Origin of the sequence: Streptomyces albiflavescens, assembly GCF_014645835.1 — a bacterium.
GTDB lineage: Bacteria > Actinomycetota > Actinomycetes > Streptomycetales > Streptomycetaceae > Streptomyces > Streptomyces albiflavescens.
Window position 1 is genome coordinate 71,991 of record NZ_BMMM01000009.1, and the last position, 24,230, is coordinate 96,220.

Consider the following 24,230-nt stretch of genomic DNA (forward strand, 5'->3'; position numbering starts at 1 on the left):
GAGGGGCGCGCGCTGGTAGCGGTGGTCCATGCTGCTCATCCCCCGCCCAAGGCCCCCACGCCCCCGGACTCGCCGTACCAAGGCGGCCCTCCTCGCCTCGGCCGCCTCGGTCTGCCTGATCGCCGCGAGCGCTCCCAACCCGGCCGCGTCCCTCGGCATCGGTGACCGCCTCTTCCCGAACCTGGGGAACCCCGGATACGACGTCGAGTCCTACGACCTCGCCTTCACCTATCCCGGCACCAACACCAAGCCGCTCACCGCCGTGACCACCATCGACGCCGTGACGTCCTCCCGGCTCGAACGCATCAATCTCGACTTCGCACGCGGAACGGTGGGATCGGTCCAGGTCAACGGGGCACCCGCGGCGTTCACCCGCGACGGTGAGGACCTGATCGTGACGCCGGAGAAGCCGGTGCCCGTCGGCAACTGGATGCGCATCACCGTGCACCACACCAGCGACCCGGTCGCCGCCAAGGACCAGGACGGCGGTTGGGTGCAGACCAAGGACGGCCTCGCGATGGCCAACCAGGCCGACGCCGCGCACCTGGTCTTCCCGTGCAACGACCACCCCTCCGACAAGGCGAAGTTCACCATCCATGTCACCGCGCCCAGCGGGTACACGGCCGTGGCCAACGGACTGCCGGCCGGAGCGGAACGGGCCCGCCGGTCCACCACCTGGACGTACCGCACCGAGCACCCCATGGCCACCGAGCTGGCCCAGGTGTCCATCGGACGCTCCAGCGTGCTGCACCGGACCGGGCCGCACGGTCTGCCCGTACGCGATGTGGTGCCCACCAAGGACCGTGAGCAGCTCGAGCCGTGGCTCAAGAAGACGCCCGACCAGATCGCCTGGATGGAGGGGAAGGTCGGCCGGTACCCCTTCGAGACCTACGGGCTGCTGATGGCCCAGGCCCAGACCGGCTTCGAACTGGAGACACAAACACTCTCGCTCTTCGAGAAAGGGATCTTCACCGAGCCCGCATACCCGAAGTGGTACGTCGAGTCGATCATGGTGCATGAGCTCTCCCACCAGTGGTTCGGCGACAGCGTCAGTCCGCACACCTGGTCCGACCTGTGGCTCAACGAGGGGCATGCCACCTGGTACGAGGCTCTGTACGCCGAGGAGAAGGCGCACAAGCCCATGGAGGACCGGATGAAGGCGGCCTATCGCGCGTCCGACTCCTGGCGGGCGGCGGGAGGGCCGCCCGCGGCGCCGAAGGGGCCGAAGCCCGGCCAGAAGATCAGCATCTTCCGGCCGAACGTCTACGACGGAGCGGCGCTGGCCCTGTACGCGCTGCGTCAGGAGATCGGGCGCCCCGCCTTCGAGCGCCTGGAGCGGACCTGGGTGAGCGTCCACCGCGACGGCGTCGCCTCGACGACCGACTTCGTGGACCTCGCTTCCGCCGTCGCCGCTCGCGATCTGAGCGGGTTCTTCCAGGCGTGGCTGTACGGCGAGAAGACACCGCCGATGCCGGGGCACCCGGACTGGAAGAGCGACCCCCCGAAAGCGCGCAAAGGCTCCTGACGAGCGCGTACGGGCCCGGCGGTAACTCGCGTGACGAGACGGGCCGTGCCGTGCGACCATCTTCGGGTCGGCGGCGCGGCCCCTCGGGGGGTTGGCCCGGCGGAATCCGGGAATCTCCCGGAGGCCTCGGACGTTGTTCCGATTGGCGGTGGCATCCGTCGCCGCACTGCTGTCCCCCATCGACGTAAGGATCCAATGACCTCCTCTTCTTCCCCTTCCCAGGACGCGCAGAGCTTCGCGCAGAACTACCCCGAAGGTCTTCGGGCCGATGCCCTGATGGAAGAGGACGTCGCCTGGAGCCACGAGATCGACGGAGAGCGGGACGGCGAGCAGTTCGACCGCACCGAGCGTGCGGCGCTGCGCCGTGTGGCGGGCCTCTCCACCGAGCTCGAGGACGTCACCGAGGTCGAGTACCGACAGCTCCGCCTGGAGCGCGTGGTGCTCGTCGGTGTCTGGACCACGGGAACCATCAGGGACGCGGACAACTCGCTCGCCGAGCTGGCGGCCCTCGCGGAGACCGCGGGCGCGCTCGTCCTCGACGGCGTCGTCCAGCGCCGCGACAAGCCCGACGCGGCCACGTACATCGGATCCGGCAAGGCCTATGAGCTGCGGGACATCGTCCTGGAGACCGGTGCCGACACCGTGATCTGCGACGGTGAGCTGAGCCCCGGCCAGCTGATCCACCTCGAAGACGTCGTCAAGGTCAAGGTCATCGACCGTACGGCCCTGATCCTCGACATCTTCGCCCAGCACGCCAAGTCCCGAGAGGGCAAGGCACAGGTCGCGCTCGCGCAGATGCAGTACATGCTGCCGAGGCTGCGCGGCTGGGGTCAGTCGCTGTCGCGTCAGATGGGCGGCGGCAAGGGCGGCGGCCTCGCCACCCGTGGTCCCGGTGAGACCAAGATCGAGACGGACCGGCGCCGTATCCGCGAGAAGATGGCGAAGATGCGCCGGGAGATCGCGGACATGAAGACGGGCCGCGAGATCAAGCGCCAGGAGCGCCGACGCAACAAGGTGCCTTCGGTCGCCATCGCCGGTTACACCAACGCCGGCAAGTCTTCCCTGCTCAACCGCCTCACGGGCGCGGGCGTGCTGGTCGAGAACGCGCTGTTCGCGACCCTGGACCCGACCGTCCGCAGGGCCGAGACCCCGAGCGGGCGGCTGTACACGCTGGTCGACACGGTCGGTTTCGTACGCCACCTGCCGCACCACCTGGTCGAGGCCTTCCGCTCCACCATGGAGGAGGTCGGCGACTCGGACCTGATCCTGCATGTGGTGGACGGTTCGCACCCGGCGCCCGAGGAGCAGCTTGCCGCCGTGCGCGAGGTGATCAGGGACGTCGGCGCCACCGACGTACCGGAGATCGTCGTGATCAACAAGGCGGACGCTGCCGACCCGCTGGTGCTCCAGCAGCTGATGCGGATCGAGAAGCGTTCCATCGCGGTCTCGGCCCGAACCGGCCAGGGCATCGACGAGCTGCTCGCGCTCATCGACAACGAGCTGCCGCGCCCCTCGGTCGAGATCGAGGCGCTCGTGCCGTACACGCACGGCAAGCTGGTCGCCCGTGCCCACACCGAGGGCGAGGTGATCTCCGAGGAGCACACCCCGGAGGGCACGCTGCTCAAGGTGCGGGTGCACGAGGAACTGGCGGCGGATCTCGGACCGTACGTTCCGGCGCCGGCACTTCGGTAGCGACACACGTACGCACTCGTACGACGCGGGAAGGCCCGCCCCCTGTCGCAGGGGGCGGGCCTTCCGCACGCGTACGTGCGGGCCTTCCGCACGTGTACGTGGACGACGGTGCCTACTGGCCGCCGTACTCCTTGCTCATGTTCTGGTAGAGCGCCTCGGCGCCCTTGCCCAGCTGCGGTCCCGCCAGCCAGGTGTTGTCGGACGGGCCGATCGACGTGTTCGAGACGAGCTTCGTCTCGCCGTCGACGACACGGAACCAGCCACCGCCGGACGAACCTCCGGTCATGGTGCATCCGATGCGGTACATCGTCGGCAGGGTCGGGTCCAGCGACAGACGGCCCGGCTTGTCGACGCACTTGAACATGCTCAGACCGCTGTACGGCGGTGCGGCCGGGTAGCCCCACGCTCCCATCGTGCTGACGTCCTGGGCGGACGGCGCGGAGAAGTCCACGTCCAGTGCGTTGCCGACCGTCTCCTCCAGCGATTTGCTGCCCTGCTCCGGCTTCACGTGCAGCACGGCGTAGTCGTACGGAGCGCCCGCGCCGCCCGTCTCGTCGCCGCCCGAGATCCACTCGTTGGAGGTGGCGGCCCAGTCCGCCCACCACTGACCGTACGGGGCGATCTCCGACGCCGCGGCGTTGCCCAGCTCGGACTCGGACTTGCCGAGGTCGTTGTAGGACGGGACGAACGCGATGTTGCGGTACCAGCCTCCGCTGCCGCCGGCGTGCACGCAGTGGCCCGCGGTCCACACGAGGTTGGACTTGCCGGGGTGGTTCACGTCCTTGATGACCGTGCCCGAGCAGACCATCGAGCCCTCGGGGGAGTCGAAGAAGACCTTCCCGACCGGAGCGGCGTGGTCGTGGTACGGGGTCTTCTCGGCCTTGGCCTCGACCGGCGCCGGTTCCGGGTCGCTGACGCCCTGGTCGGCCGCCGCGTCCTTCGCGGAGATCGTCTTGTCCGGGTCCTTGGCGGACTTCATCCGCTCGGGCTTCCACAGCCCCTCGATCACCGGGTTGACGAAGTCCTTGGCCTCACTGAGCCACTTGTCCTTGTCCCAGTTCTTCCAGCCGCCGTTCGCCCACTGGTCGACATCTATGCCGTGGTCTTTGAGCTTGTCCTTGATGTCGTCCGGGATCTTGATCTTGTCGTCGCCGCCCTGCGACGCGGAGGCGGTGGACTCGTCGCTCGCCTTGTCGTCGCCCGAGTTGCAGGCGGTGGCGGTCAGTGCCAGAACCGCCACCAGGCCGGTGGCGGTGAGGAAGGTGCGCCGGCTTCTTGAGGAACGCATGGTGGTGTAACCCCCGTTGGAGCTCTTGTGTCATGTGCTTGTCAGGCGTGGGGCGGCTCTCCGTGAAGCCCGCCCGGACGCGACACCCCACTATGCCTGCGCAGTTGGGGACGAACGACGGTGGGCCGGTGAAGGTTCCTGTGACCAGGCCCACCGTCGTCTGTCCGAACCCTGTTACGTCGCGTGCATCACTGTCCGGCGAACTTCTTGCTCACCGAGGCGTACACACCCTTGGCCACATCACCCAGGCGCGGGCCCGCCAGCCAGCCGAACTTGACCGGCCCGATCGAGGTGTTGGACACCAGCGCGGGCTTGCCGTCCGACCCCGTGGCCACCCAGCCGCCACCGGACGAACCACCGGTCATGGTGCACCCGATGCGGTACATCGTCGGGTCGGACTGCGCCACCGACAACCGTCCCGGCTTGTCCGTGCACTGGTACAGCTTCTGACCGTCGAACGGCGCCGCGGCCGGGTAGCCGGTCGCCGTGATGCTCGACACCTTGGGCACGGCCGGAGCGTTGAAGTTCACCGGAAGCGCCGAACCGACCGTCTCCTCCAGCGACTTGCCGCCGCTGCCCTTCTCCGGGGTCACATGCAGCACGGCGAAGTCGTACGGGGCTCCCTGGCCGCCTGTGGAACCGCCCTGCTCGATCCACTGGTCCGAGGTCTGCGCCCAGTCGCTCCACCAGACACCGTACGGAGCGACCTCCTGGCGGGTGGCCTTCTCCAGCTGGGCGGCCGTCTTGCCCGAGTCGTTGTACGAGGGTACGAAGGCGATGTTGCGGTACCAGCCGCCCTTCTTGCCGGCGTGCACACAGTGGCCCGCGGTCCACACGAGGTTGGACTTGCCCGGGTGCGCCGGGTCCTCGACCACCGTCGCCGAGCAGACCATCGTGCCCTCGGGGGAGTCGAAGAACACCTTGCCGGCCTCGGGCACATTGGCGTGGTACGCGGTCTTCACGGCCTGTGCGGTCACGGGAGCCGGCTCGGGGTCGGTGACGCCCTGGTCACCGGAGAGGTCGTTGTCGTCGACGCCCTTGTTCTTGTCCGGGTCGTCGGCGCCGCGCATCCGATCCGGGTCCCACAGCCCCTTGATGATCGGGTTGATGAAGTCGTCGGCCTCGCGCAGCCAGTCGTCCTTGTTCCAGTTCTTCCAGGCGCCGTTCTTCCACTTGTCGACGTCGATCCCGTGCTGCTTGAGCTTGTTCTTGATGTCGTCCGGGATCTTGATCTTGTCGTCGCCGCTCTGGGTGGCGGACGCGGTGGGCTCACCGCTCGCCTTGTCGTCGCCCGAGTTGCAGGCGGTGGCGGTCAGAGCCAGCGCCGCCGTGAGGCCGACGGCGGCCAGCACGGGGGAGGTTCTGCGGCGCGCGCTCCTTCCTCGGCGAGCGGCGAAGGGCGGGCGTATGGATCGCATGGTGTAACTCCCCCTGGGCGTATGAGAACTGTGCGCTGATGGGCGCCGATCAGCCTTGATCGATCGGTACGGCTGAACGGCACCAAAGACTATGCGGTCGCTGTGGGGGACATCCGACGGAACGGCAACGGTTCCGTCACGGCAAGGATCTTCGACTCACCCGCTTCCCCGTGCGATCCGCGTCGTTGGTACGTACGGGGGACCTGCCGCCTGCGTTCAGAGCCCCTTGCCAACTCGCCTCTGGACAGCGGGAGGACCTGAAGTCGTGGCCGTGACCGAGTCTGCGGTGGTGCCGGTGGGGGCGCCCGGGGTGTTCGAGGGGGCGCGGGAGGCTGTTCCTGGCGCTTCTGAAGGGGCGCGCGCGGCGCACGAGGGGATTCTGCGCCGCCAGTCGGCGCGTGAGTCGGCGGCGCGCACCTACGCGCGTGCCCTTCCGATCGTTCCGGTGCGGGCGCGCGGGCTGACGATCGAGGGCGCCGACGGGCGCCGCTATCTCGACTGCCTCTCGGGTGCCGGAACGCTGGCCCTCGGGCACAACCATCCAGTGGTCCTGGAGGCGATCAGAAAGGTCCTCGACTCGGGGGCGCCGCTGCACGTCCTCGACCTCGCCACGCCCGTGAAGGACGCCTTCACCACCGAGTTGTTCCGTACCCTGCCGCCCGGGTTCGCCGACCGCGCGCGGGTCCAGTTCTGCGGACCGGCCGGGACCGACGCCGTCGAGGCCGCGTTCAAGCTGGTGCGCGCGGCGACCGGACGCACAGGGATGCTCGCCTTCACCGGCGCGTACCACGGGATGACCGCGGGGGCGCTCGAAGCATCCGGGGGCGCGACCGAGGTACGTGTCGCGCGCCTGCCGTATCCGCAGGACTTCCGCTGTCCGTTCGGTGTCGGCGGCGCGCGGGGCGCCGAACTCGGCGCGCGCTGGACCGAGACGGTGCTCGACGACAGCAAGTCCGGTGTGCCGCGTCCCGCCGGAATGATCCTCGAACCCGTGCAGGGAGAGGGCGGGGTGATTCCCGCGCCCGACGCCTGGATGCGCCGGATGCGTGAGATCACCGCGGCACGTGACATCCCCCTGATCGCGGACGAGATCCAGACCGGAGTCGGCCGGACCGGCACCTTCTGGGCCGTGGAACACAGCGGGATCACACCGGACGTGATGGTCCTGTCGAAGGCCATCGGCGGCAGCCTGCCGCTGGCCGTTGTCATCTACCGCGACGACCTGGACGTGTGGCAACCCGGCGCCCACGCCGGCACGTTCCGCGGCAACCAGCTCGCCATGGCCGCGGGGGCGGCGACCCTCGCGTACGTCCGCGAAAACAGTCTTGCCGAGCGTGCGCAGACGCTGGGTGCCCGGATGTTGGCCCAACTCCGCAAACTCGCCGACGAGTTCCCCTGTGTCGGCGACGTACGCGGCCGAGGATTGATGATCGGCGTCGAACTCGTCGACCCCGAAGCGCCCCCGCATCCCGCGGCCGAGGGCCCCCGACCTGCCGCCCCCGAACTCGCCGCCGCCGTCCAACGAGAGTGCCTTCGCCGCGGCCTGATCGTGGAACTGGGCGGCCGCCAATCGAGCGTGGTGCGTCTCCTCCCTCCCCTGACCATCAGCGACGAACAGACAACCGCGGTGCTCGACCGGCTGGCGGACGCGGTGGGGGCAGTGGCCGGTGGGGACTTGGGACGTGGCGGAAATGAGCCTCGTGTCGGTGAGCCTCGCCGTGCCGATGGGGGTCGCGGTGAGGGCGAGCTTCACGGCGACGGACGGGAGCCGGGGCGCCGGCGGACGCCGTAGTGCCGGAGGGCCGGTCGGTGAGCGCCGCGCTGAAGGGCGTCAGGCGGGTGTCGGCTCCGGAAGTCCGGCGCACGGCCTCGGGCCGCGGGGCCCTTGCCTTCACCCAGCGGAGACCGCCCGGTCAGGCACATCCGACGTGAGCCGCATTCGCCCGCTCGGCTCCAGCCCGGTCGACACCCTCTCACGCATGGGGGTCAAGCCCTTACATACAGTCAACGACCCCTATCCGAAGCATCCCGCTCCCACCCGAATCAACCAGGAACGCCGAAGGCCCCACGTACCGACCCGGTTCGTCCCCGCACGAGCCGGAACGACCCCACAAGGAACTCCCGTGAACGCCACTCCCGCACCCGACGGCCGACCCCACATCCACGAGCGAGCGGCCCGTGGCACGCAGACCCCGCTCGTGTCGGGGGCCGAATCGGTCCCACGGCAGAAGGAAGGGGCCCGGGAGTCAGAGCGGCTGCGCGGCGCCACTGCCGACCTGCTGGAACACCCCGATCCGCAGACCGCAGCCCAGGCGGCGGCCGTGGAGAACCTGCTGCGCTGCTGGGTACGGGAGAACAACCTGCCCGTCCCCGACGACGGCACCCTCCGCATCCTCCTTCCCGCCAGCGGCATGACCCTCCTGGCCCGCGTGCACTACTGGTCCGCCACCGGCTGGCACCGCTTCGGCCTGCCCTACCTCGCCGATGGCCCGGACGAGGCGCCGCCCGCCGACGCGGTCACGGTGGCGGCGCTGCTCTCACGGCAAACGGCGACCGGCAGCTCGACAGCCGCGCATGGCGACTCGGCTCTCTCCGCTGTCGACCAGGGTCCCAGCACCGTCGGCCTGGCTCCCCCCACCGCTCACACGACGCCCAGCACCGTCGACCCGGTGGCCACCACGTCCCGCGCAACCGGGCCCAGCGGAACGCTCCTCGACGCCGCCGCGATGCGCCCCGAACCTCCGATGGCCCCGCACAGCCCGGCCGGTGACGGCTCCGACCTCGTCGGGCGCGTCGCCGACTCCGTACGGCGCACCGCCGTGTTCATCCGCGATCGCAGGGAACACCCCGCCGACGAGCCCGACCTCTTTCTCGCCGCCGAGCAGGCCCTGCTGCTGGGCCACCCGCTGCATCCCACACCTAAGGGCCGCGAGGGACTCTCCGAGGCCGAAGCCCGCCTGTACTCACCCGAGTTGCGCGGCTCCTTCCCCCTGCACTGGATGGCGGTCGCACCCTCGGTGCTGGCAGCCGACTCGGCGTGGACGGAGCGCGGCCGTCCTGTCGCGGCGGAGCAGCTCACCGCACGGCTGGCCGACGCGGTGCTGTCGCTGCCCGAGGGCTATGCCGCCCTGCCGCTGCACCCCTGGCAGATGCGCGAGGTGCGCCACCGTCGGGAGGCCGCGGCCCTGATGGATGCCGGGCTGCTCCAGGACCTCGGCCCACAGGGCTCCCCGTGGCACCCCACCTCCTCGGTCCGCACCGTCTACCGCTCCGGTGCCCCCGCGATGCTCAAGCTCTCGCTGGGCCTGCGTATCACCAACTCCCGGCGTGAGAACCTCCGCAAGGAACTCCACCGTGGTGTGGAGGTCCACCGTCTGCTGCGCAGCGGCCTGTTCAAACAGTGGCAGGCCGTCCACCCGGGCTTCGACATCGTCCGCGACCCGGCCTGGCTCGCTGTCGACGGCCCGGACGGCAGCCCTCTGACCGGGCTCGACGTGATGATTCGTCACAACCCGTTCAGCCCGACGGACGACGCCGGTTGTGTGGCCGGACTGGTCTCGCCCCGGCCGCACGCCCAACCCGGCGCACGGAACCCCGCAAACGGCCGGCCCCTCATGCGGTCCCGGCTCACCGAGATCGTCACAGGTCTCGCCGGACGCACCGGCCGCTCACGCGGCGCGGTCGCCACCGAGTGGTTCCTGCGTTATCTGGAGCAGGTCGTACGCCCCGTGCTCTGGCTGGACAGCGAGGCGGGCATCGCTCTGGAAGCGCACCAGCAGAACACCCTGCTTCTGCTGGACGCCGAGGGCTGGCCGAAGGGTGGCCGCTACCGCGACAACCAGGGCTACTACTTCCGCGAGTCACGGCGCGCGGAACTCGACGCGCGGCTGCCCGGCATCGGCCAACACAGCGACACCTTCGTCTCCGACGAGGTCACCGACGAACGCTTCGCCTACTACCTGGCCATCAACAACGTGCTCGGCCTCGTCGGCGCGTTCGGCTCCCAACGCCTGGCCGACGAACGGCTGTTGCTCGCCGCCTTCCGCCGCTTCCTCGTCGATGTGGCCACCGGCCCGGCTCAATTGCGTACGTCTCTGCCCGCCCACCTGCTCGAATCACCCGTCCTGCGGTGCAAGGCCAACCTGCTGACCCGGCTGCACGGCCTCGACGAACTCGTCGGTCCCGTGGACACCCAGTCCGTCTACGTCACCATCTCCAACCCCCTTCATTCCTGAGGAACATGACCCACCCCGTCTCCTGAGAGGAGCGTCGCCGTGCCTCCCACCGATGCGAGCACCGACGCCGGTACCGCCCCCGCCACCGAACTCGCCACCGACACGGGGCCCTGCTCGGGTCCCGGTTCGGGTTCCGGCACGAGCACCGACGGCGAGGACACCCTTGACCTGCGCCTCCCCGACGAGCTCATCGCGCTTTTCGCCGGGGAAGCCGGGACACGCGGCGGGACGACCGGTGACGCCACGCGGGAGGACGTGATCGACGCCCTGGGAGGAGACGTGATCGACGCCCCGGGAGGGGACGTGGGTGACGCCTCGGGAGGGGGCACGGGAGAGCGTCGGCACGTGGCGGAGAACCCCACCGTCGCTCCGGCCGACGACGACCTGCTCGACCGCGTCGGTGGCTGGGGGCCCACCGCTACGCCCGTCGGTGTCTTCCACCTCGTCCCCGTACGCATCGAACGCGATCTCCCGCTCATCGCTCGCTGGATGAACGACCCTGCCGTCGCGGCGTTCTGGGAGTTGGCGGGGCCCGAGTCCGTGGCAGAGGAGCATCTGTGCCGCCAGCTCGACGGGGACGGCCGGAGTGTCCCGTGCCTCGGAGTGCTGGACGGCACGCCGATGAGCTATTGGGAGATCTACCGCGCGGATCTCGATCTCCTGGCTCGCCACTACCCCGCCCGACCGCACGACACCGGAATTCACCTCCTCATCGGCGGTGTCGCCAACCGCGGGCGTGGCCTCGGCTCCACCCTGCTCAGAGCTGTCGCCGACCAGGTACTGGACAAGCGCCCGTCATGCGCTCGCGTCGTCGCGGAACCCGACCTTCGCAACACCCCCTCCGTCTCCGCCTTTCTGAGCGCCGGCTTCCGGTTCTCCGCCGAGGTCGATCTGCCCGACAAGCGGGCAGCCCTCATGGTCCGAGACCGGGCCCTGCGCGATCTGTTGTAGCGCTGTCACTCTTGGTACACCGCTCGTCCCGATCCGGTTCCCTGTCGAGGAGTCCCCGTGTCGAATCCGTCCGCCGCCCCGGCATCCGGAGAGCCGCCCAGCCTCTACGATCCGCCTGAGCTGCGCAAAGAGCGGTGGGATCGGGCCGGTCGCCGCCTGCTCGCCAAGATGATCGGTGAGTTCGCGTACGAGGGGATCATCGAGCCGGAGCCGGAGCCGGAGCCGGAGCCGGAGCCGGAGCCGGAGCCGGAGCCGGAGCCGGAGCCGGAGCCGGAGCGGGACGTCATTCGGGCCTCGGCATCGGCAGTCCCAGAAACGGACCTGTCCTCGGTCCCCTGCGCGAACACGGAGAGGAAATCGACTGCGGCCGACAGCCGTCGAGCCCACTACATCCTCCGCCTCGACGCCGGCGGCAACCTGTCCTTCCGCGCCCGCCGTACCGCGTACGGCAGTTGGCGCGTGGATCCTGATTCGCTCACCCTCACAGAGGGAGGGGCGGAGCCCCGGCCCTTCACCGACCCGGTCGGCTTCCTCACCCGTGCCCGGGGCACGTTGGGGCTCGACGGAGCGACGCTCGGTCATGTCATCCGCGAGCTGAGCACCACGATCGCCGCGGACGCGCGCCTCGACCACAATGCCGTCTCGGCCGCCGAGCTGGCCGAGCTGGGATACGCGGAACTGGAGGGCCACCAGACCGGGCACCCCTGGATCGTGCTCAACAAGGGGCGCCTCGGCTTCTCCGCGAGGGACGCCGCCCACTGGGCGCCGGAGGCCCGCCGAGCGACGGCTCTTCCGTGGATCGCGGTGCACACCACGCTCGCCGCCTACAGGGGTGTCCGGGGCCTCGACACCGCGGAACACCTTTACGCGCGCGAGCTCGCCCCCGCCACGAGGGAATCCTTCGACGAGGTACTCCGCGCGCGCGGGCTCACGCCGGAGTCGTATCTCTATCTGCCCGTTCACCCCTGGCAGTGGGACGACGTCGTGTTGCCCCTCTTCGCGCCCCACGTCGCCGTGGACCTGATCGTGCCGCTGCACTCGGACGGAGATCTGCGCCTGCCTCAGCAGTCGATCCGTACGTTCCTCAATGTCTCGCGGCCGGACCGGCACGCCGTGAAGCTGCCGCTGTCCGTCCTGAACACGCTGGTGTGGCGTGGCATCCCGACGGAACGGACCCTCGCGGCCCCCGCCGTCACCGCCTGGATGCACGGCTTGCGCGACGCCGACCCGTTCCTGCGTGACGCCTGCGGAGTGATCATGCTCGGCGAGGTCGCGTCGGTGACCGTCGAACATCCGGTGTACGACGGCCTCCCCGAGGTGCCCTATCAGTACAAGGAGCTGCTCGGAGCGATCTGGCGCGAGCCCATCTCCCGACATCTGGCCCCTGGCGAACGCGCCCGCACTCTGGCCGCACTCCTGCACACCGACCCGGAGGGGCGTGCCTTCACGGCGCAGCTGGTCGCCCGCTCGGGGCTGACACCGAAGGTCTGGCTGCGCCGTCTCTTCGCGGCGCTGCTGCCACCCTTGCTGCACTGTCTCTATCGCTACGGCACTGTGTTCAGCCCACATGGAGAGAACGCGATCGTTGTCTTCGACGGCCACGACGTACCCGTGCGGCTCGCTGTGAAGGACTTCGTGGACGACATCAACGTGAGCGCGGAGCCACTGCCCGAGCATGCCTCCATGCCGGAGGGCGTGCGGCGTGTGCTGCTCACCGAGCCGCCCGCGTTCCTGACCCAGTTCATCCATTCCGGGCTCTTTGTGGGAGTTTTCCGCTATCTCGCACCACTCTGCGAGGAGCAACTGGGAGTTCCTGAGGGCGAGTTCTGGTCCCTCGTACGAAAGGAGATCGTCCGTCACCAGACGCGTTTTCCCGAGCTCAAGGAGCGTTACGAGATGTTCGACCTGCTCACTCCCCGTATCGAGCGCCTATGTCTGAACCGCAATCGACTGCACCTCGACGGTTACCGCGACCGCCCCGATCGCCCGCACGCCGCTGTGCACGGCACCGTCCCGAACCCCCTTCACCAGCCTTGATCACGCGGCCGGTACTCGTCTTGATCACGCCCGTCGCCCCCACCTTGATCGCCCGATTGTCGGTGGCGCCCCGTAGGGTGGCAGCGCTATGACAAAGCCCTCACTCCCCGAACTCCTGCATGCCGCTGTCACCGCCGTCGGCGGCACGGAGCGCCCTGGCCAGGTGACCATGGCCGAAGCCGTCGCGGACGCCATCGACGACAGCTCCCACCTGCTGGTCCAGGCGGGCACCGGCACCGGAAAGTCGCTCGGATACCTGGTGCCCGCGCTCGCGCACGGGGAGCGCGTGGTCGTGGCGACCGCGACCCTGGCGCTGCAGCGCCAGCTCGTCGAGCGTGACCTGCCGCGCACTGTCGACGCGCTGCATCCGCTGCTGCGCCGCCGCCCCGAGTTCGCGATGCTGAAGGGCCGGTCGAACTATCTGTGCCTGCACCGCCTGCACGAGGGCGTGCCGCAGGACGAGGAGGAGGGCCTCTTCGATCAGTTCGAGGCGGCCGCGCCGACCAGCAAGCTGGGCAAGGACCTGCTGCGGCTGCGGGACTGGTCGGACGAGACCGAGACCGGCGACCGCGACGACCTCACGCCCGGCGTCTCCGACCGTGCCTGGGCCCAGGTGTCCGTGTCGTCCCGGGAGTGCGTCGGGGCCACCAAATGCGCCTACGGGGCGGAGTGCTTCGCCGAGATGGCCCGCGAGCGCGCCAAGCTTGCCGAGGTCGTCGTCACCAACCACGCGCTGCTCGCGATCGACGCCATCGAGGGCGCGCCGGTCCTTCCGCAGCACGAAGTGCTGATCGTCGACGAGGCCCACGAACTGGTCTCCCGGGTCACCGGCGTCGCGACCGGCGAACTCACCCCGGGCCAGGTCAACCGCGCCGTCCGCCGCGCCGCGAAGCTCGTCAACGAGAAGGCCGCCGACCAGCTTCAGACCGCCGCCGAGGGCTTCGAGCGCCTCATGGAGCTGGCGCTGCCGGGGCGCCTGGAGGAGATCCCCGAGGACCTCGGGTATGCCTTGATGGCGCTGCGCGACGCCGCTCGTACGGTGATCTCGGCGCTCGGCTCCACGCGCGACAAGTCCGTCCAGGACGAGGACGCGGTACGCAAGCAGGCCCTGGCCTCCGTGGAGACCGTGCACGACGTGGCGGAGCGCATCACCAACGGCTCCGAGTGGGACGTCGTCTGGTACGAGCGCCACGACCGCTTCGGCGCATCGCTCCGCGTCGCTCCCATGAACGTGTCCGGACTCCTCAGGGAGAAGCTTTTCGCCGACCGCTCCGTCGTCCTGACCTCCGCGACGCTGAAGCTCGGGGGCGACTTCAACGGTGTGGGAGCATCGCTGGGGCTCGCGCCCGAGGGTACGGAGGGCGAGGATCTCCCGCAGTGGAAGGGCGTCGATGTCGGTTCGCCCTTCGACTACCCGAAGCAGGGCATTCTCTACGTCGCCAAGCACCTGTCGCGCCCAGCGCGGGACGGCGACCGCGGGGACATGCTGGACGAGCTCACCGAGCTGATCCGGGCTGCCGGTGGGCGCACGCTGGGACTGTTCTCCTCGATGCGGGCCGCTCAGCTCGCGGCTGAGGAGCTGCGCACGCGCATCCCCGAGTACCCGATCCTGCTGCAGGGCGAGGAGACGCTCGGCGAGCTGATCAAGAACTTTGCGGCCGATCCCAAGACCTGCCTCTTCGGCACACTCTCGCTCTGGCAGGGCGTGGACGTCCCGGGCCCCAGCTGCCAGCTGGTCGTCATGGACAAGATCCCCTTCCCACGCCCCGACGACCCACTGATGAGCGCCCGCCAGAAGGCGGTCGAGGACAACGGCGGCAACGGCTTCATGGCGGTCGCCGCCACCCACGCCGCCCTCTTGATGGCCCAGGGCGCCGGCCGCCTCGTACGAGCCTCGGGTGACCGGGGCGTGGTCGCCGTACTCGACCAGCGTCTGGCCACTGCCCGCTATGGCAGCTACCTCAAGGCCTCACTGCCCGAGTTCTGGTACACGACGGACCGCAATCAGGTCCGCAGGTCACTCGCGGCGATCGATGAGGCGGCGAGGAAGACGGAGGAGGCGTAGCGCCTGGGCGGCGGCCCCGCGGGGGTGGATCGGCCTGGCCCAGAGTGCGCCGGCCACGTTCGCCCGCGGTGCGGCGTCAGTCGTGCGCGGGCCGGGAGCGAGGTGTCGTGCCCGGGCGACCCGGGCAGGCGCTCCGCAAGCAGGGCGTCCGACCCGTCGTGTTCATCCGTTTCGGCGCGCGCCCAGGTCTGCTCCTTCGGAGCGCGCCGCCCATTCGGCGGGCGAGCCCCGCAGTCCTCCGCAGGACGGCCCAGCGTGCGCTCACATCGGGCGAGCGGCATGCCAATCGGCGGGGGTTGCCGGTCACTTCCGTCGACCGGGGAAGCCAGCGTGTTCCCGAACCGGTCACCGGAGTCCGAGATCCCCGACCCGGGAATCGCACCCCCACACAAGGCCCCCATCGTGTGGAGCGCACCCCACGCAGAGCCGTTGCTCCAAGAAGCGCACCCCATACCCAAGGCCCCAGCCCAGGAAGCGCACCCCTTCGCAAAACCCCAGCCGAGCAACCCCATATCCCCGCCAAGGCCCCTGGCCAGAAAAACGCAGGGCCCCGGAACCGGCGCAGTTGGTCCCGGGGCCCGGTCAGGGGCGGGGCGGCGTGTCCCGCCCTTCGCAGGTGGTCAGACCCGCCGCAGCACTGCCACGACCTTGCCGAGGATGGTCGCCTCATCGCCGGGGATCGGCTGGTACGCGGAGTTGTGCGGCAGCAGCCACACGTGCCCGTCCTCGCGCTTGAAGCGCTTCACCGTGGCTTCGCCGTCGAGCATCGCGGCCACGATGTCGCCGTTCTCCGCGACCGGCTGGCGGCGGACCGTCACCCAGTCTCCGTCGCAGATGGCGGCTTCGATCATCGAGTCGCCGACGACCTTGAGGACGAACAGCTCGCCGTCACCGACCAGCTGGCGGGGGAGGGGGAAGACGTCCTCGACCGACTCCTCGGCGAGGATCGGGCCTCCGGCGGCGATCCGGCCGACCAGCGGGACGTACGACGCGGCCGGCTTGCCCGCCGTGTCGGTGGGCTGCACCGAGGACTGGTCGGAGCCCCGGACCTCGTACGCGCGCGGGCGGTGCGGGTCGCGGCGCAGGAAGCCCTTGCGCTCCAGCGCCATCAGCTGATGCGCGACCGAGGAGGTGCTGGAGAGGCCGACCGCCTGTCCGATCTCCCGCATCGACGGTGGGTAGCCGCGTCGCTGCACCGAGTCCCTGATCACCTCGATCACCCGGCGCTGCCGGTCCGTGAGCCCGGAGCTGTCCGCCCGGATGCCTGGAGGTCGGCCCGGCAGGGAGCGCTTGGGTCCCTCATGATTCACGGCTTCGTTCATCGCATGCACCGGCTCGAGTCGGCCCTGGGAGCGGTCCTGGGCAGTGATGGTGGCACTGTCTGCGGTGGTGGTCACGTCGGCCCCTCTCGATGGTCTCCCTGCTGGACAACGGTAGTTGCTTTCGAAAGGTTGCGCCAAACACACGTTCGAGTGAAAAAACGCGGATTGCCTGCCGTGATCATGTGTCTGGGTGTATGGCTAACGCTGCACCTGGCGGACAAAGGGGCGTATTGCTGTACTCTTCACCGCCGGAGCGATGACCGTGCCGACAGATGTGGGCCGCGACCCAGTCTGCCATCCGGCACCCGGTCAACCGGGTACCGACCCCCCAATCTGCACGGCCACCACGGTATCTCCGTGTGTCGGGGATCGGTATGGCCGTGCGGCACATGCCAATACGTGTGCGACACGCGCTTCGTGGGTCAATTTTCGCGCCGATCCCCACATCTAGTGGTTGGATTGCAACAGCAGCCCAAGTGTTGTGGTCCCCCGGGTCTTCGGGCCTCCGGCCATCGCCTATGCTTGGGGCTGCTTCGAGGGGCCCAAGGGGTCTCGCGAGGCCTATGAGTCGTGCTGTGAAGGAGGGTTGGAGCCATGCACTGCCCCTTCTGCAGGCACCCCGACAGCCGCGTCGTCGACAGTCGTACGACCGATGACGGCACGTCGATCCGCAGGCGCCGCCAGTGCCCCGACTGCTCCCGTCGTTTCACGACCGTGGAGACGTGCTCGCTGATGGTGGTCAAGCGCTCCGGCGTGACCGAGCCCTTCAGCCGTGCCAAGGTCATCAACGGCGTGCGCAAGGCGTGCCAGGGGCGGCCTGTCACCGAGGACGCACTCGCCCAGCTCGGCCAGCGGGTCGAGGAGGCGGTGCGGGCCACCGGAAGCGCCGAACTGACCACCCATGACGTGGGGCTGGCCATACTCGGCCCGTTGCAGGAACTCGACCTCGTCGCCTATCTGCGGTTCGCGTCCGTCTATCGGGCGTTCGACTCGCTCGAGGACTTCGAGGCCGCCATCGCGGAACTCAGGGAAGAGACGAGGCAGCGGCCCACCGCGGACGAGGCGGACGACGAAGACGCCGCCGCGGAGCGCCCGGAAAGTGACCGCGGGTCCGGAGAGACCGTCCAGGTCCCCGTGCCCGCCAGCGCCGCCGACTGAGGGGAAGGCCGACTCGAGTCGGCTCATCGGCGGCGACCACAGACCTGCTGCGGGCGGTCGCGCACACGACGCGCGCAGCACCAGACACACACCGTGCCACGGGAAGAACGAGGCACTTCAGGGCGTTTTAGCCCGATACAGGGAGGCGGCATGACAGAGACGGCGAGCGGTCCGGCACGAGGTTCCCGCGCCAAGGGCACCAAGGCCAGCAAGGGACTGCGCATCGAGCGCATCCACACCACCCCCGGCGTGCACCCGTACGACGAGGTGGAGTGGGAGCGCCGTGACGTCGTCATGACCAACTGGCGCGACGGCTCGATCAACTTCGAGCAGCGTGGCGTCGAGTTCCCCGGCTTCTGGTCGGTGAACGCGGTCAACATCGTCACCAGCAAGTACTTCCGCGGTGCTGTCGGCACCCCGCAGCGCGAGGTGAGCCTCAGGCAGCTCATCGACCGCATTGTGAAGACGTACCGGAAGGCCGGCGAGGACTACAAGTACTTCGCCTCGCCCGCCGACGCCGAGATCTTCGAGCACGAGCTGGCGTACGCCCTCCTGCACCAGATCTTCAGCTTCAACTCCCCGGTGTGGTTCAACGTCGGCACGCCGCAGCCCCAGCAGGTCTCCGCCTGCTTCATCCTGTCCGTCGACGACTCCATGGAGTCGATCCTCGACTGGTACAAGGAAGAGGGCATGATCTTCAAGGGCGGCTCCGGCGCAGGCCTGAACCTCTCCCGCATCCGCTCCTCCAAGGAGCTCCTCTCCTCGGGCGGCAACGCCTCGGGTCCCGTCTCCTTCATGCGCGGTGCCGACGCGTCCGCAGGAACGATCAAGTCGGGTGGCGCCACGCGCCGCGCGGCCAAGATGGTCATCCTCGACGTCGACCACCCCGACATCGAGGACTTCATCGAGACCAAGGTCAAGGAGGAGGAGAAGATCCGCGCCCTGCGTGACGCGGGCTTCGACATGGATCTGGGCGGCGACGACATCACGTCCGTCCAGTACCAGAACGCCAACAACTCGGTCCGTGTGAACGACACGTTCATGAAGGCCGTCGAGTCGGGCGGCAAGTTCGGCCTGACGTCCCGCATGACCGGCGAGGTCATCGAGGAGGTCGACGCCAAGGCGCTGTTCCGCAAGATGGCCGAGGCCGCCTGGGCCTGCGCCGACCCGGGCATTCAGTACGACGACACGATCAACCACTGGCACACGTGCCCGGAGTCCGGCCGTATCAACGGCTCGAACCCGTGCAGCGAGTACATGCACCTGGACAACACGTCCTGCAACCTCGCCTCGCTGAACCTGATGAAGTTCCTGAAGGACGACGGCAAGGGCCACCAGTCCTTCGACGTCGAGCGCTTCTCGAAGGTCGTCGAGCTGGTCATCACCGCGATGGACATCTCGATCTGCTTCGCGGACTTCCCGACTCAGAAGATCGGCGAGAACACCCGCGCCTTCCGTCAGCTGGGCATCGGCTACGCCAACCTCGGCGCCCTCCTGATGGCGACCGGCCACGCCTACGACTCCGCCGGTGGCCGCGCCCTCGCCGGTGCCATCACCTCCCTGATGACGGGTACGTCGTACAAGCGATCCGCCGAGCTCGCCGCGGTCGTCGGCCCGTACGACGGCTACGCCCGCAACGCGCAGCCCCACCAGCGCGTCATGAAGCAGCACGCCGACGCCAACACCACGGCCGTCCGCATGGACGACCTGGACACCCCCATCTGGGCCGCTGCCACGGAGGCCTGGCAGGACGTGATCCGCCTCGGCGAGAAGAACGGCTTCCGCAACGCGCAGGCTTCGGTCATCGCCCCGACCGGCACGATCGGTCTCGCGATGTCCTGCGACACCACCGGTCTCGAGCCCGACCTCGCGCTGGTCAAGTTCAAGAAGCTGGTCGGCGGCGGCTCGATGCAGATCGTCAACGGCACCGTGCCGCAGGCCCTGCGTCGCCTGGGTTACCAGGAGGAGCAGATCGAGGCGATCGTCGCCCACATCGCCGAGCACGGCAATGTCGTCGACGCCCCGAGCCTCAAGCACGAGCACTACGAGGTCTTCGACTGCGCCATGGGCGAGCGCTCCATCTCCGCGATGGGTCACGTCCGCATGATGGCCGCGATCCAGCCGTGGATCTCCGGCGCGCTCTCCAAGACGGTCAACCTGCCGGAGACGGCGACCGTCGAGGACGTCGAAGAGGTCTACTTCGAGGCGTGGAAGATGGGCGTCAAGGCGCTCGCGATCTACCGCGACAACTGCAAGGTGGGCCAGCCCCTCTCCGCGAAGACCAAGGAGAAGGAGAAGGCCGAGGTCACGGCCAAGGCCGAGGAGACCATCCGTACGGCGGTCGAGAAGGTCGTCGAGTACCGCCCGGTCCGCAAGCGTCTCCCCAAGGGCCGTCCCGGCATCACCACCTCCTTCACGGTGGGCGGCGCCGAGGGCTACATGACCGCCAACTCCTACCCGGACGACGGTCTCGGCGAGGTCTTCCTGAAGATGTCGAAGCAGGGCTCCACCCTCGCGGGCATGATGGACGCCTTCTCGATCGCCGTCTCGGTGGGTCTGCAGTACGGCGTGCCCCTGGAGACGTACGTCTCGAAGTTCACGAACATGCGCTTCGAGCCGGCCGGTATGACGGACGACCCGGACGTGCGGATGGCGCAGTCGATCGTCGACTACATCTTCCGTCGCCTGGCGCTGGACTTCCTGCCCTTCGAGACCCGCTCCGCGCTCGGTATCCACTCCGCCGAGGAGCGTCAGCGTCATCTGGAGACGGGTTCCTACGAGCCCGCCGACGACGAGGTCGACGTCGAGGGTCTGGCCCAGTCCGCGCCCCGCGCGCAGGAGCTGAAGGCCGTCGCCGTCCCGAAGGCCGAGGTCGAGGCGGCCAAGCCCGCCCCGAAGCAGGCCCACACCAGTGCCGAACTGGTGGAAATGCAGCTGGGCATCCAGGCGGACGCCCCTCTGTGCTTCTCCTGCGGTACGAAGATGCAGCGGGCTGGTTCCTGCTACATCTGTGAGGGCTGCGGTTCCACCAGCGGTTGCAGCTGATCCGAAGCCCTGAAGGGCGGCACGGCCACCGGCCGTGCCGCCCTTCGGCGCTTTCAGGCCCTACGGAGAGTCGGATTCGGGTGTCACGGTGCTTCGGGGAGGCCCGTTTCCGGAATGCGGTCTCCAGGGAGTGCGATTCAGGCGTCCTGAGGGCTGCCCATGACCCTGGCGAAGGTCGCCGGGTCCGTGTCGTAGCCGTGGATGCCCGGGTGGAAAGTCCACTCGCCCGAGTCGTCGCGCACGAACTCCCCGACGGTCGCGGCGGTGGCCCCCAGCACGTCGTCGAATTCGTCCTCCGCCAGGACGGTGTAGCCCTCACGCATACGGAAGGCGGGGTTGAGCACACCCACGAACGTCTTGTGACCGGCGCGCTGTTGGATCAGGACGCCGACCACCACGCGCGCGTAGCGGCTGTCCAGGCGGTCGAGCTCCAGTGTCATGACCTCGTCCCAGCCGAAGCCCTTGCCGTCCTTGCTGTCCCGGTTCAGATAGATGGTGCCGTCCGGGGAGCGGCTGTCGAAGTGGACAACGTAGGCCGGTTCTTCGCCCGGGGCGGCCGCCAGATAGGTCGCCGCGATGATGTCGAGATCGGTCGCGGGCTGCCCCACGGGACTCGGATCCCACTTCACCGCCAGCTCGACCTTGCGGATGCCCTTGTTGAGACCGTTCACCAGATCTCCCCTCCCCGTTCCCCATCTGCTTCCTGGCCCAACAACCCTGCGGTCAGGGCCGGTTGTCCATCGTGCCATGCGCGCCGGGGCGCTCGCGCGGATGTACTCTGCCGGAGCGTGACCGGCGCCACGCTCCGTGGCCTTACGATGGCGCGGTGCTGGTCAAGTGGATTCGCTGCACCGCGGTGGACCGCCGCGGTTTCGAGCGGGGGCAGCGAAAGTGGGCGGGGCTTCTGGGGGAGCCGGGATTCCGGGGACAGGGCGGGGGATGGAGCCGGGGGCGGTCCGGCGTCGCACACATCTTCGCCTTCTGGGAAAGCCGTGCCTTCTACGACTCCTTCATGGCCCGCTCCCACGACCGGCTCGCCGCCGCTCAGTCGGGCACCTTCAAGGACTCCCAGGTCAAACTGTTCGATCATCGCTTCGACGTGAAGACCGGCTTCGAACCGCGCTTCACGGACGCCGACCTGGTGCGCGTGGCCCACTGCCGGATCCACGAGGAGCGGGCCGAGCACTTCGCCTTGATGCAGGAGAAGGTCTGGAACCCCGCGATGGCCGGCTCGCCCGGCATGGTGCGCGGCCTGTTCGGCGAGGCGCCCGGACATGAGTTCCTGATCCTGTCCATGTGGCAGTCGGCGGCCGAGCACGGCAAGTACCGTGCCGAGCGGGTGGAACGGCTCGCGTTGCGGGCCCAGATCGAGGCCGACGTCGCGGCCCTCGCGGGTGACATCGTGGAACTGGAGCCCGGCTGGACGGTCTGATCGGGCCACGTGACGTGGTTCTGTGCGCGGGGGCTGTGTGACCTACACCGTATGGAGCCCGTACGAGTGCTCGATCAGCCGCGAGACGATCTAGGGTCATTGGCATGGCACGACCACGGCGCATCGTTCTTGTCCGGCACGGCGAGTCGGTGGGCAATGCCGATGACACCGTGTACGAACGCGAGCCCGACCATGCTCTGGCGCTCACGGAGAAGGGGTGGCAGCAGGCGGAGGACACGGGCAAACAGTTGCGGGAGCTCTTCGGACGGGAGCGCGTAAGCGTGTACGTGTCCCCGTACCGCCGCACGCACGAGACGTTCCGCGCCTTCCACCTCGACCCCGAGCTCATACGGGTGCGCGAGGAGCCGCGACTGCGCGAGCAGGACTGGGGCAACTGGCAGGACCGTGACGACGTACGCCTCCAGAAGGCCTACCGGGACGCGTACGGGCACTTCTTCTACCGCTTCGCGCAGGGCGAGTCCGGGGCCGACGTGTACGACCGCGTCGGTGGCTTCCTGGAGAGCCTGTACCGCAGCTTCGAGGCCCCCGATCACCCGCCGAACGTGCTCCTGGTGACCCATGGCCTGGCCATGCGGCTGTTCTGTATGCGGTGGTTCCACTGGACGGTCGCGGAATTCGAGTCGCTGTCGAACCCGGGGAACGGGGAGACGCGGATGCTCGTTCTGGGGGAGGACGGCAGGTACACACTTGACCGGCCTTTCGAGCAATGGCGTGATCCGGAATCGTACGGAGTCACCGGATAGAGTGGCAGGGCGATGACCGCTGACTCCTCTCCCGACAGGCGCCTGGACCGCGCCCTGGCCGGCCTGCGTGGACTCGCGGTGGGGGACGCGCTGGGCTCGCAGTTCTTCGTGCCCGCGAACTACCCGCTGCTCAAGCGCCGTGAGCTGCCGCCCCGCCCCTGGCAGTGGACCGACGACACCGAAATGGCCTGCTCCGTCGTGGCCGTTTTGGCCGCGCACCACCGCATCGACCAGGACGAACTGGCCCGCTCCTTCGCCGAGCACCACGACTTCGACCGGGGCTACGGGCCCGCGGTCAACAGACTGCTGCGACTGATCAGGGAAGGCGGCGACTGGCGCGAGCTGGCATCCGCCCTCTTCAAGGGGCAGGGCTCGTGGGGCAACGGCGCCGCGATGCGGATCGCCCCCCTGGGTGCCTGGTACGCCGACGACCCGGAGCAGGCGACGCACCAGGCGGAGATCTCCGCGTACCCCACGCACCAGCACCGCGAGGCCGTGGTCGGCGCCATGGCCGTCGCCGCGGCCGCAGCGCTGGCGGCCGACCCGGCGGGCCCACCGAGCGCCGAGGCGCTGCTCGACGGCGTCGTCGCGCTCGTACCGCGCAGCGCCGTCGGCGCGGGTCTGCGGCGCGCCCGGGACATGCTCGACTACGGGGACGCCGCGACCGTGGCCGCCGTCCTGGGCTGCGGACGACGTACGTCGGCGCACGACACCGTGCCGTTCGCGCTCTGGTCGGCGGCCCGGGCCCTCGGCGACTACGAAGAGGCCTTCTGGGTCACCGCCCAGGTCGGCGGCGATGTGGACACCACCTGCGCCATCGTGGGCGGGGTGGTCGCCGCAGGAAGGGCGGGAGCGCCACCGGCTGCCTGGGTGGAGCGTACGGAGGGGCTGCCGGACTGGGTGCCGGGTCCCGCGTACGGGCGTACGGCGAGCGGCGCGTAGGGCGGCCGCGTGGGGCGCGCTGCCCCGCGTGAAGTCCCGGAGGTGTGTCTCGGGAGCGGGCGGCCGCCGGTCATGCCGGTCGCCTCTGTCACAGGCTTGCTACAGCACGGCCGCCACTCCCTGAGGCGCCTTGCCCATGCATACCCTGTCCGCCACGCCGCCTGTTGATCACTACGGGCGTGCGCCGACGAGACACCGGTCAGCAGCCGTCCGCCACCGTGGCGTGTTGTGGGCTGCCCAGGGGCCGGCTGGGAGGGGGTGCCCGTGTCCGACATACCGTCCGCGTCCGAGCCGAGAGGCCAGAGACCGGCGAAGCCGAGGGATCCGGAGGCCAAGGAGCCGAGGGAGGGGGAGGA

Annotated in this window: 16 protein-coding genes; 12 read left to right on the forward strand and 4 right to left on the reverse strand. The window is 69.3% G+C overall.

The features are described 5' to 3' along the window. Positions 1-28: 28 nt before the first annotated feature. Complete coding sequence (locus tag IEY95_RS24155; RefSeq protein WP_189188210.1) at positions 29-1,525, forward strand: M1 family metallopeptidase; 1,497 nt, start codon at positions 29-31, stop codon at positions 1,523-1,525. A 195-nt stretch (positions 1,526-1,720) separates the two neighbouring features. Further along, positions 1,721-3,217, forward strand: coding sequence for a GTPase HflX (gene hflX / locus IEY95_RS24160; RefSeq protein ID WP_189188211.1), 1,497 nt, complete (start codon positions 1,721-1,723; stop codon positions 3,215-3,217). A 112-nt stretch (positions 3,218-3,329) separates the two neighbouring features. On the opposite strand, the gene IEY95_RS24165 is transcribed toward hflX, so the two are convergent. Together IEY95_RS24165 and IEY95_RS24170 are read right to left on the reverse strand one after the other, a co-directional pair. Further along, entirely contained in the window at positions 3,330-4,505 is a 1,176-nt protein-coding gene (locus IEY95_RS24165) for a trypsin-like serine peptidase (protein ID WP_189188212.1), read from the reverse strand. 188 nt (positions 4,506-4,693) lie between these two features. Further along, complete coding sequence (locus tag IEY95_RS24170) at positions 4,694-5,923, reverse strand: trypsin-like serine peptidase (protein WP_189188213.1); 1,230 nt, start codon at positions 5,921-5,923, stop codon at positions 4,694-4,696. 295 nt (positions 5,924-6,218) lie between these two features. Between IEY95_RS24170 and IEY95_RS24175 the strand changes: the two genes are divergently transcribed. The 5 genes from IEY95_RS24175 to IEY95_RS24195 all read left to right on the forward strand — a co-directional run bounded on the left by IEY95_RS24175 (position 6,219) and on the right by IEY95_RS24195 (position 15,211). Continuing rightward, a complete protein-coding gene (locus IEY95_RS24175; protein WP_189188466.1) occupies positions 6,219-7,715 on the forward strand; it encodes a diaminobutyrate--2-oxoglutarate transaminase family protein in 1,497 nt (498 codons plus the stop codon). A 331-nt stretch (positions 7,716-8,046) separates the two neighbouring features. Continuing rightward, positions 8,047-10,158 (forward strand): IucA/IucC family protein, encoded by a 2,112-nt coding sequence (locus IEY95_RS24180; protein WP_189188214.1) that lies wholly within the window; start codon positions 8,047-8,049, stop codon positions 10,156-10,158. Positions 10,159-10,197: 39 nt separating this feature from the next. After that, positions 10,198-11,109 (forward strand): GNAT family N-acetyltransferase, encoded by a 912-nt coding sequence (locus IEY95_RS24185; protein WP_189188215.1) that lies wholly within the window; start codon positions 10,198-10,200, stop codon positions 11,107-11,109. A 57-nt stretch (positions 11,110-11,166) separates the two neighbouring features. Beyond that, positions 11,167-13,146 (forward strand): IucA/IucC family protein, encoded by a 1,980-nt coding sequence (locus IEY95_RS24190; protein WP_373294528.1) that lies wholly within the window; start codon positions 11,167-11,169, stop codon positions 13,144-13,146. 88 nt (positions 13,147-13,234) lie between these two features. Then, entirely contained in the window at positions 13,235-15,211 is a 1,977-nt protein-coding gene (locus IEY95_RS24195) for an ATP-dependent DNA helicase (protein WP_189188216.1), read from the forward strand. A 620-nt stretch (positions 15,212-15,831) separates the two neighbouring features. Here IEY95_RS24195 and lexA read toward each other — a convergent pair. Continuing rightward, positions 15,832-16,608, reverse strand: coding sequence for a transcriptional repressor LexA (gene lexA, locus IEY95_RS24200; protein ID WP_189188217.1), 777 nt, complete (start codon positions 16,606-16,608; stop codon positions 15,832-15,834). Between the two features lie 519 nt (positions 16,609-17,127). On the opposite strand from lexA, the gene nrdR reads away from it, so the two are divergent. Continuing rightward, entirely contained in the window at positions 17,128-17,691 is a 564-nt protein-coding gene (gene nrdR, locus IEY95_RS24205; protein WP_189188218.1) for a transcriptional regulator NrdR, read from the forward strand. A 150-nt stretch (positions 17,692-17,841) separates the two neighbouring features. After that, the gene (locus IEY95_RS24210) at positions 17,842-20,736 is read left to right on the forward strand and encodes a vitamin B12-dependent ribonucleotide reductase (protein ID WP_189188219.1); all 2,895 of its coding nucleotides are present in this window, start codon (positions 17,842-17,844) and stop codon (positions 20,734-20,736) included. A gap of 137 nt (positions 20,737-20,873) precedes the next feature. Here IEY95_RS24210 and IEY95_RS24215 read toward each other — a convergent pair whose 3' ends face one another. Beyond that, on the reverse strand, positions 20,874-21,407 hold the full coding sequence (locus tag IEY95_RS24215) for a TerD family protein (RefSeq protein ID WP_189188220.1): 534 nt from the start codon (positions 21,405-21,407) through the stop codon (positions 20,874-20,876). A 155-nt stretch (positions 21,408-21,562) separates the two neighbouring features. Here IEY95_RS24215 and IEY95_RS24220 point away from each other — a divergent pair, with 155 nt between their 5' ends. From IEY95_RS24220 to IEY95_RS24230, 3 genes are all read left to right on the forward strand, one after another. Further along, positions 21,563-22,168 carry a DUF4937 domain-containing protein gene (locus IEY95_RS24220; protein WP_189188221.1) on the forward strand — a complete coding sequence of 202 codons (606 nt, stop codon included), beginning with the start codon at positions 21,563-21,565 and terminating at the stop codon, positions 22,166-22,168. A 104-nt stretch (positions 22,169-22,272) separates the two neighbouring features. Continuing rightward, on the forward strand, positions 22,273-22,932 hold the full coding sequence (locus IEY95_RS24225; protein ID WP_189188222.1) for a histidine phosphatase family protein: 660 nt from the start codon (positions 22,273-22,275) through the stop codon (positions 22,930-22,932). A 12-nt stretch (positions 22,933-22,944) separates the two neighbouring features. Continuing rightward, positions 22,945-23,874, forward strand: a complete 930-nt coding sequence (locus IEY95_RS24230) for an ADP-ribosylglycohydrolase family protein (protein WP_189188223.1) — start codon at positions 22,945-22,947, stop codon at positions 23,872-23,874. Positions 23,875-24,230: the final 356 nt, after the last annotated feature.

What these genes read in the sequence shown, in the direction of transcription:
- IEY95_RS24170 (WP_189188213.1), bottom strand. Translation starts at nt 5,923, where the DNA reads ATGCGATCCATACGCCCGCCCTTCGCCGCTCGCCGAGGAAGGAGCGCG.
- nrdR (WP_189188218.1), top strand. Translation starts at nt 17,128, where the DNA reads ATGCACTGCCCCTTCTGCAGGCACCCCGACAGCCGCGTCGTCGACAGT.
- IEY95_RS24225 (WP_189188222.1), top strand. Translation starts at nt 22,273, where the DNA reads ATGGCACGACCACGGCGCATCGTTCTTGTCCGGCACGGCGAGTCGGTG.
- IEY95_RS24165 (WP_189188212.1), bottom strand. Translation starts at nt 4,505, where the DNA reads ATGCGTTCCTCAAGAAGCCGGCGCACCTTCCTCACCGCCACCGGCCTG.
- IEY95_RS24155 (WP_189188210.1), top strand. Translation starts at nt 29, where the DNA reads ATGCTGCTCATCCCCCGCCCAAGGCCCCCACGCCCCCGGACTCGCCGT.
- IEY95_RS24210 (WP_189188219.1), top strand. Translation starts at nt 17,842, where the DNA reads ATGACAGAGACGGCGAGCGGTCCGGCACGAGGTTCCCGCGCCAAGGGC.
- IEY95_RS24195 (WP_189188216.1), top strand. Translation starts at nt 13,235, where the DNA reads ATGACAAAGCCCTCACTCCCCGAACTCCTGCATGCCGCTGTCACCGCC.
- IEY95_RS24230 (WP_189188223.1), top strand. Translation starts at nt 22,945, where the DNA reads ATGACCGCTGACTCCTCTCCCGACAGGCGCCTGGACCGCGCCCTGGCC.
- hflX (WP_189188211.1), top strand. Translation starts at nt 1,721, where the DNA reads ATGACCTCCTCTTCTTCCCCTTCCCAGGACGCGCAGAGCTTCGCGCAG.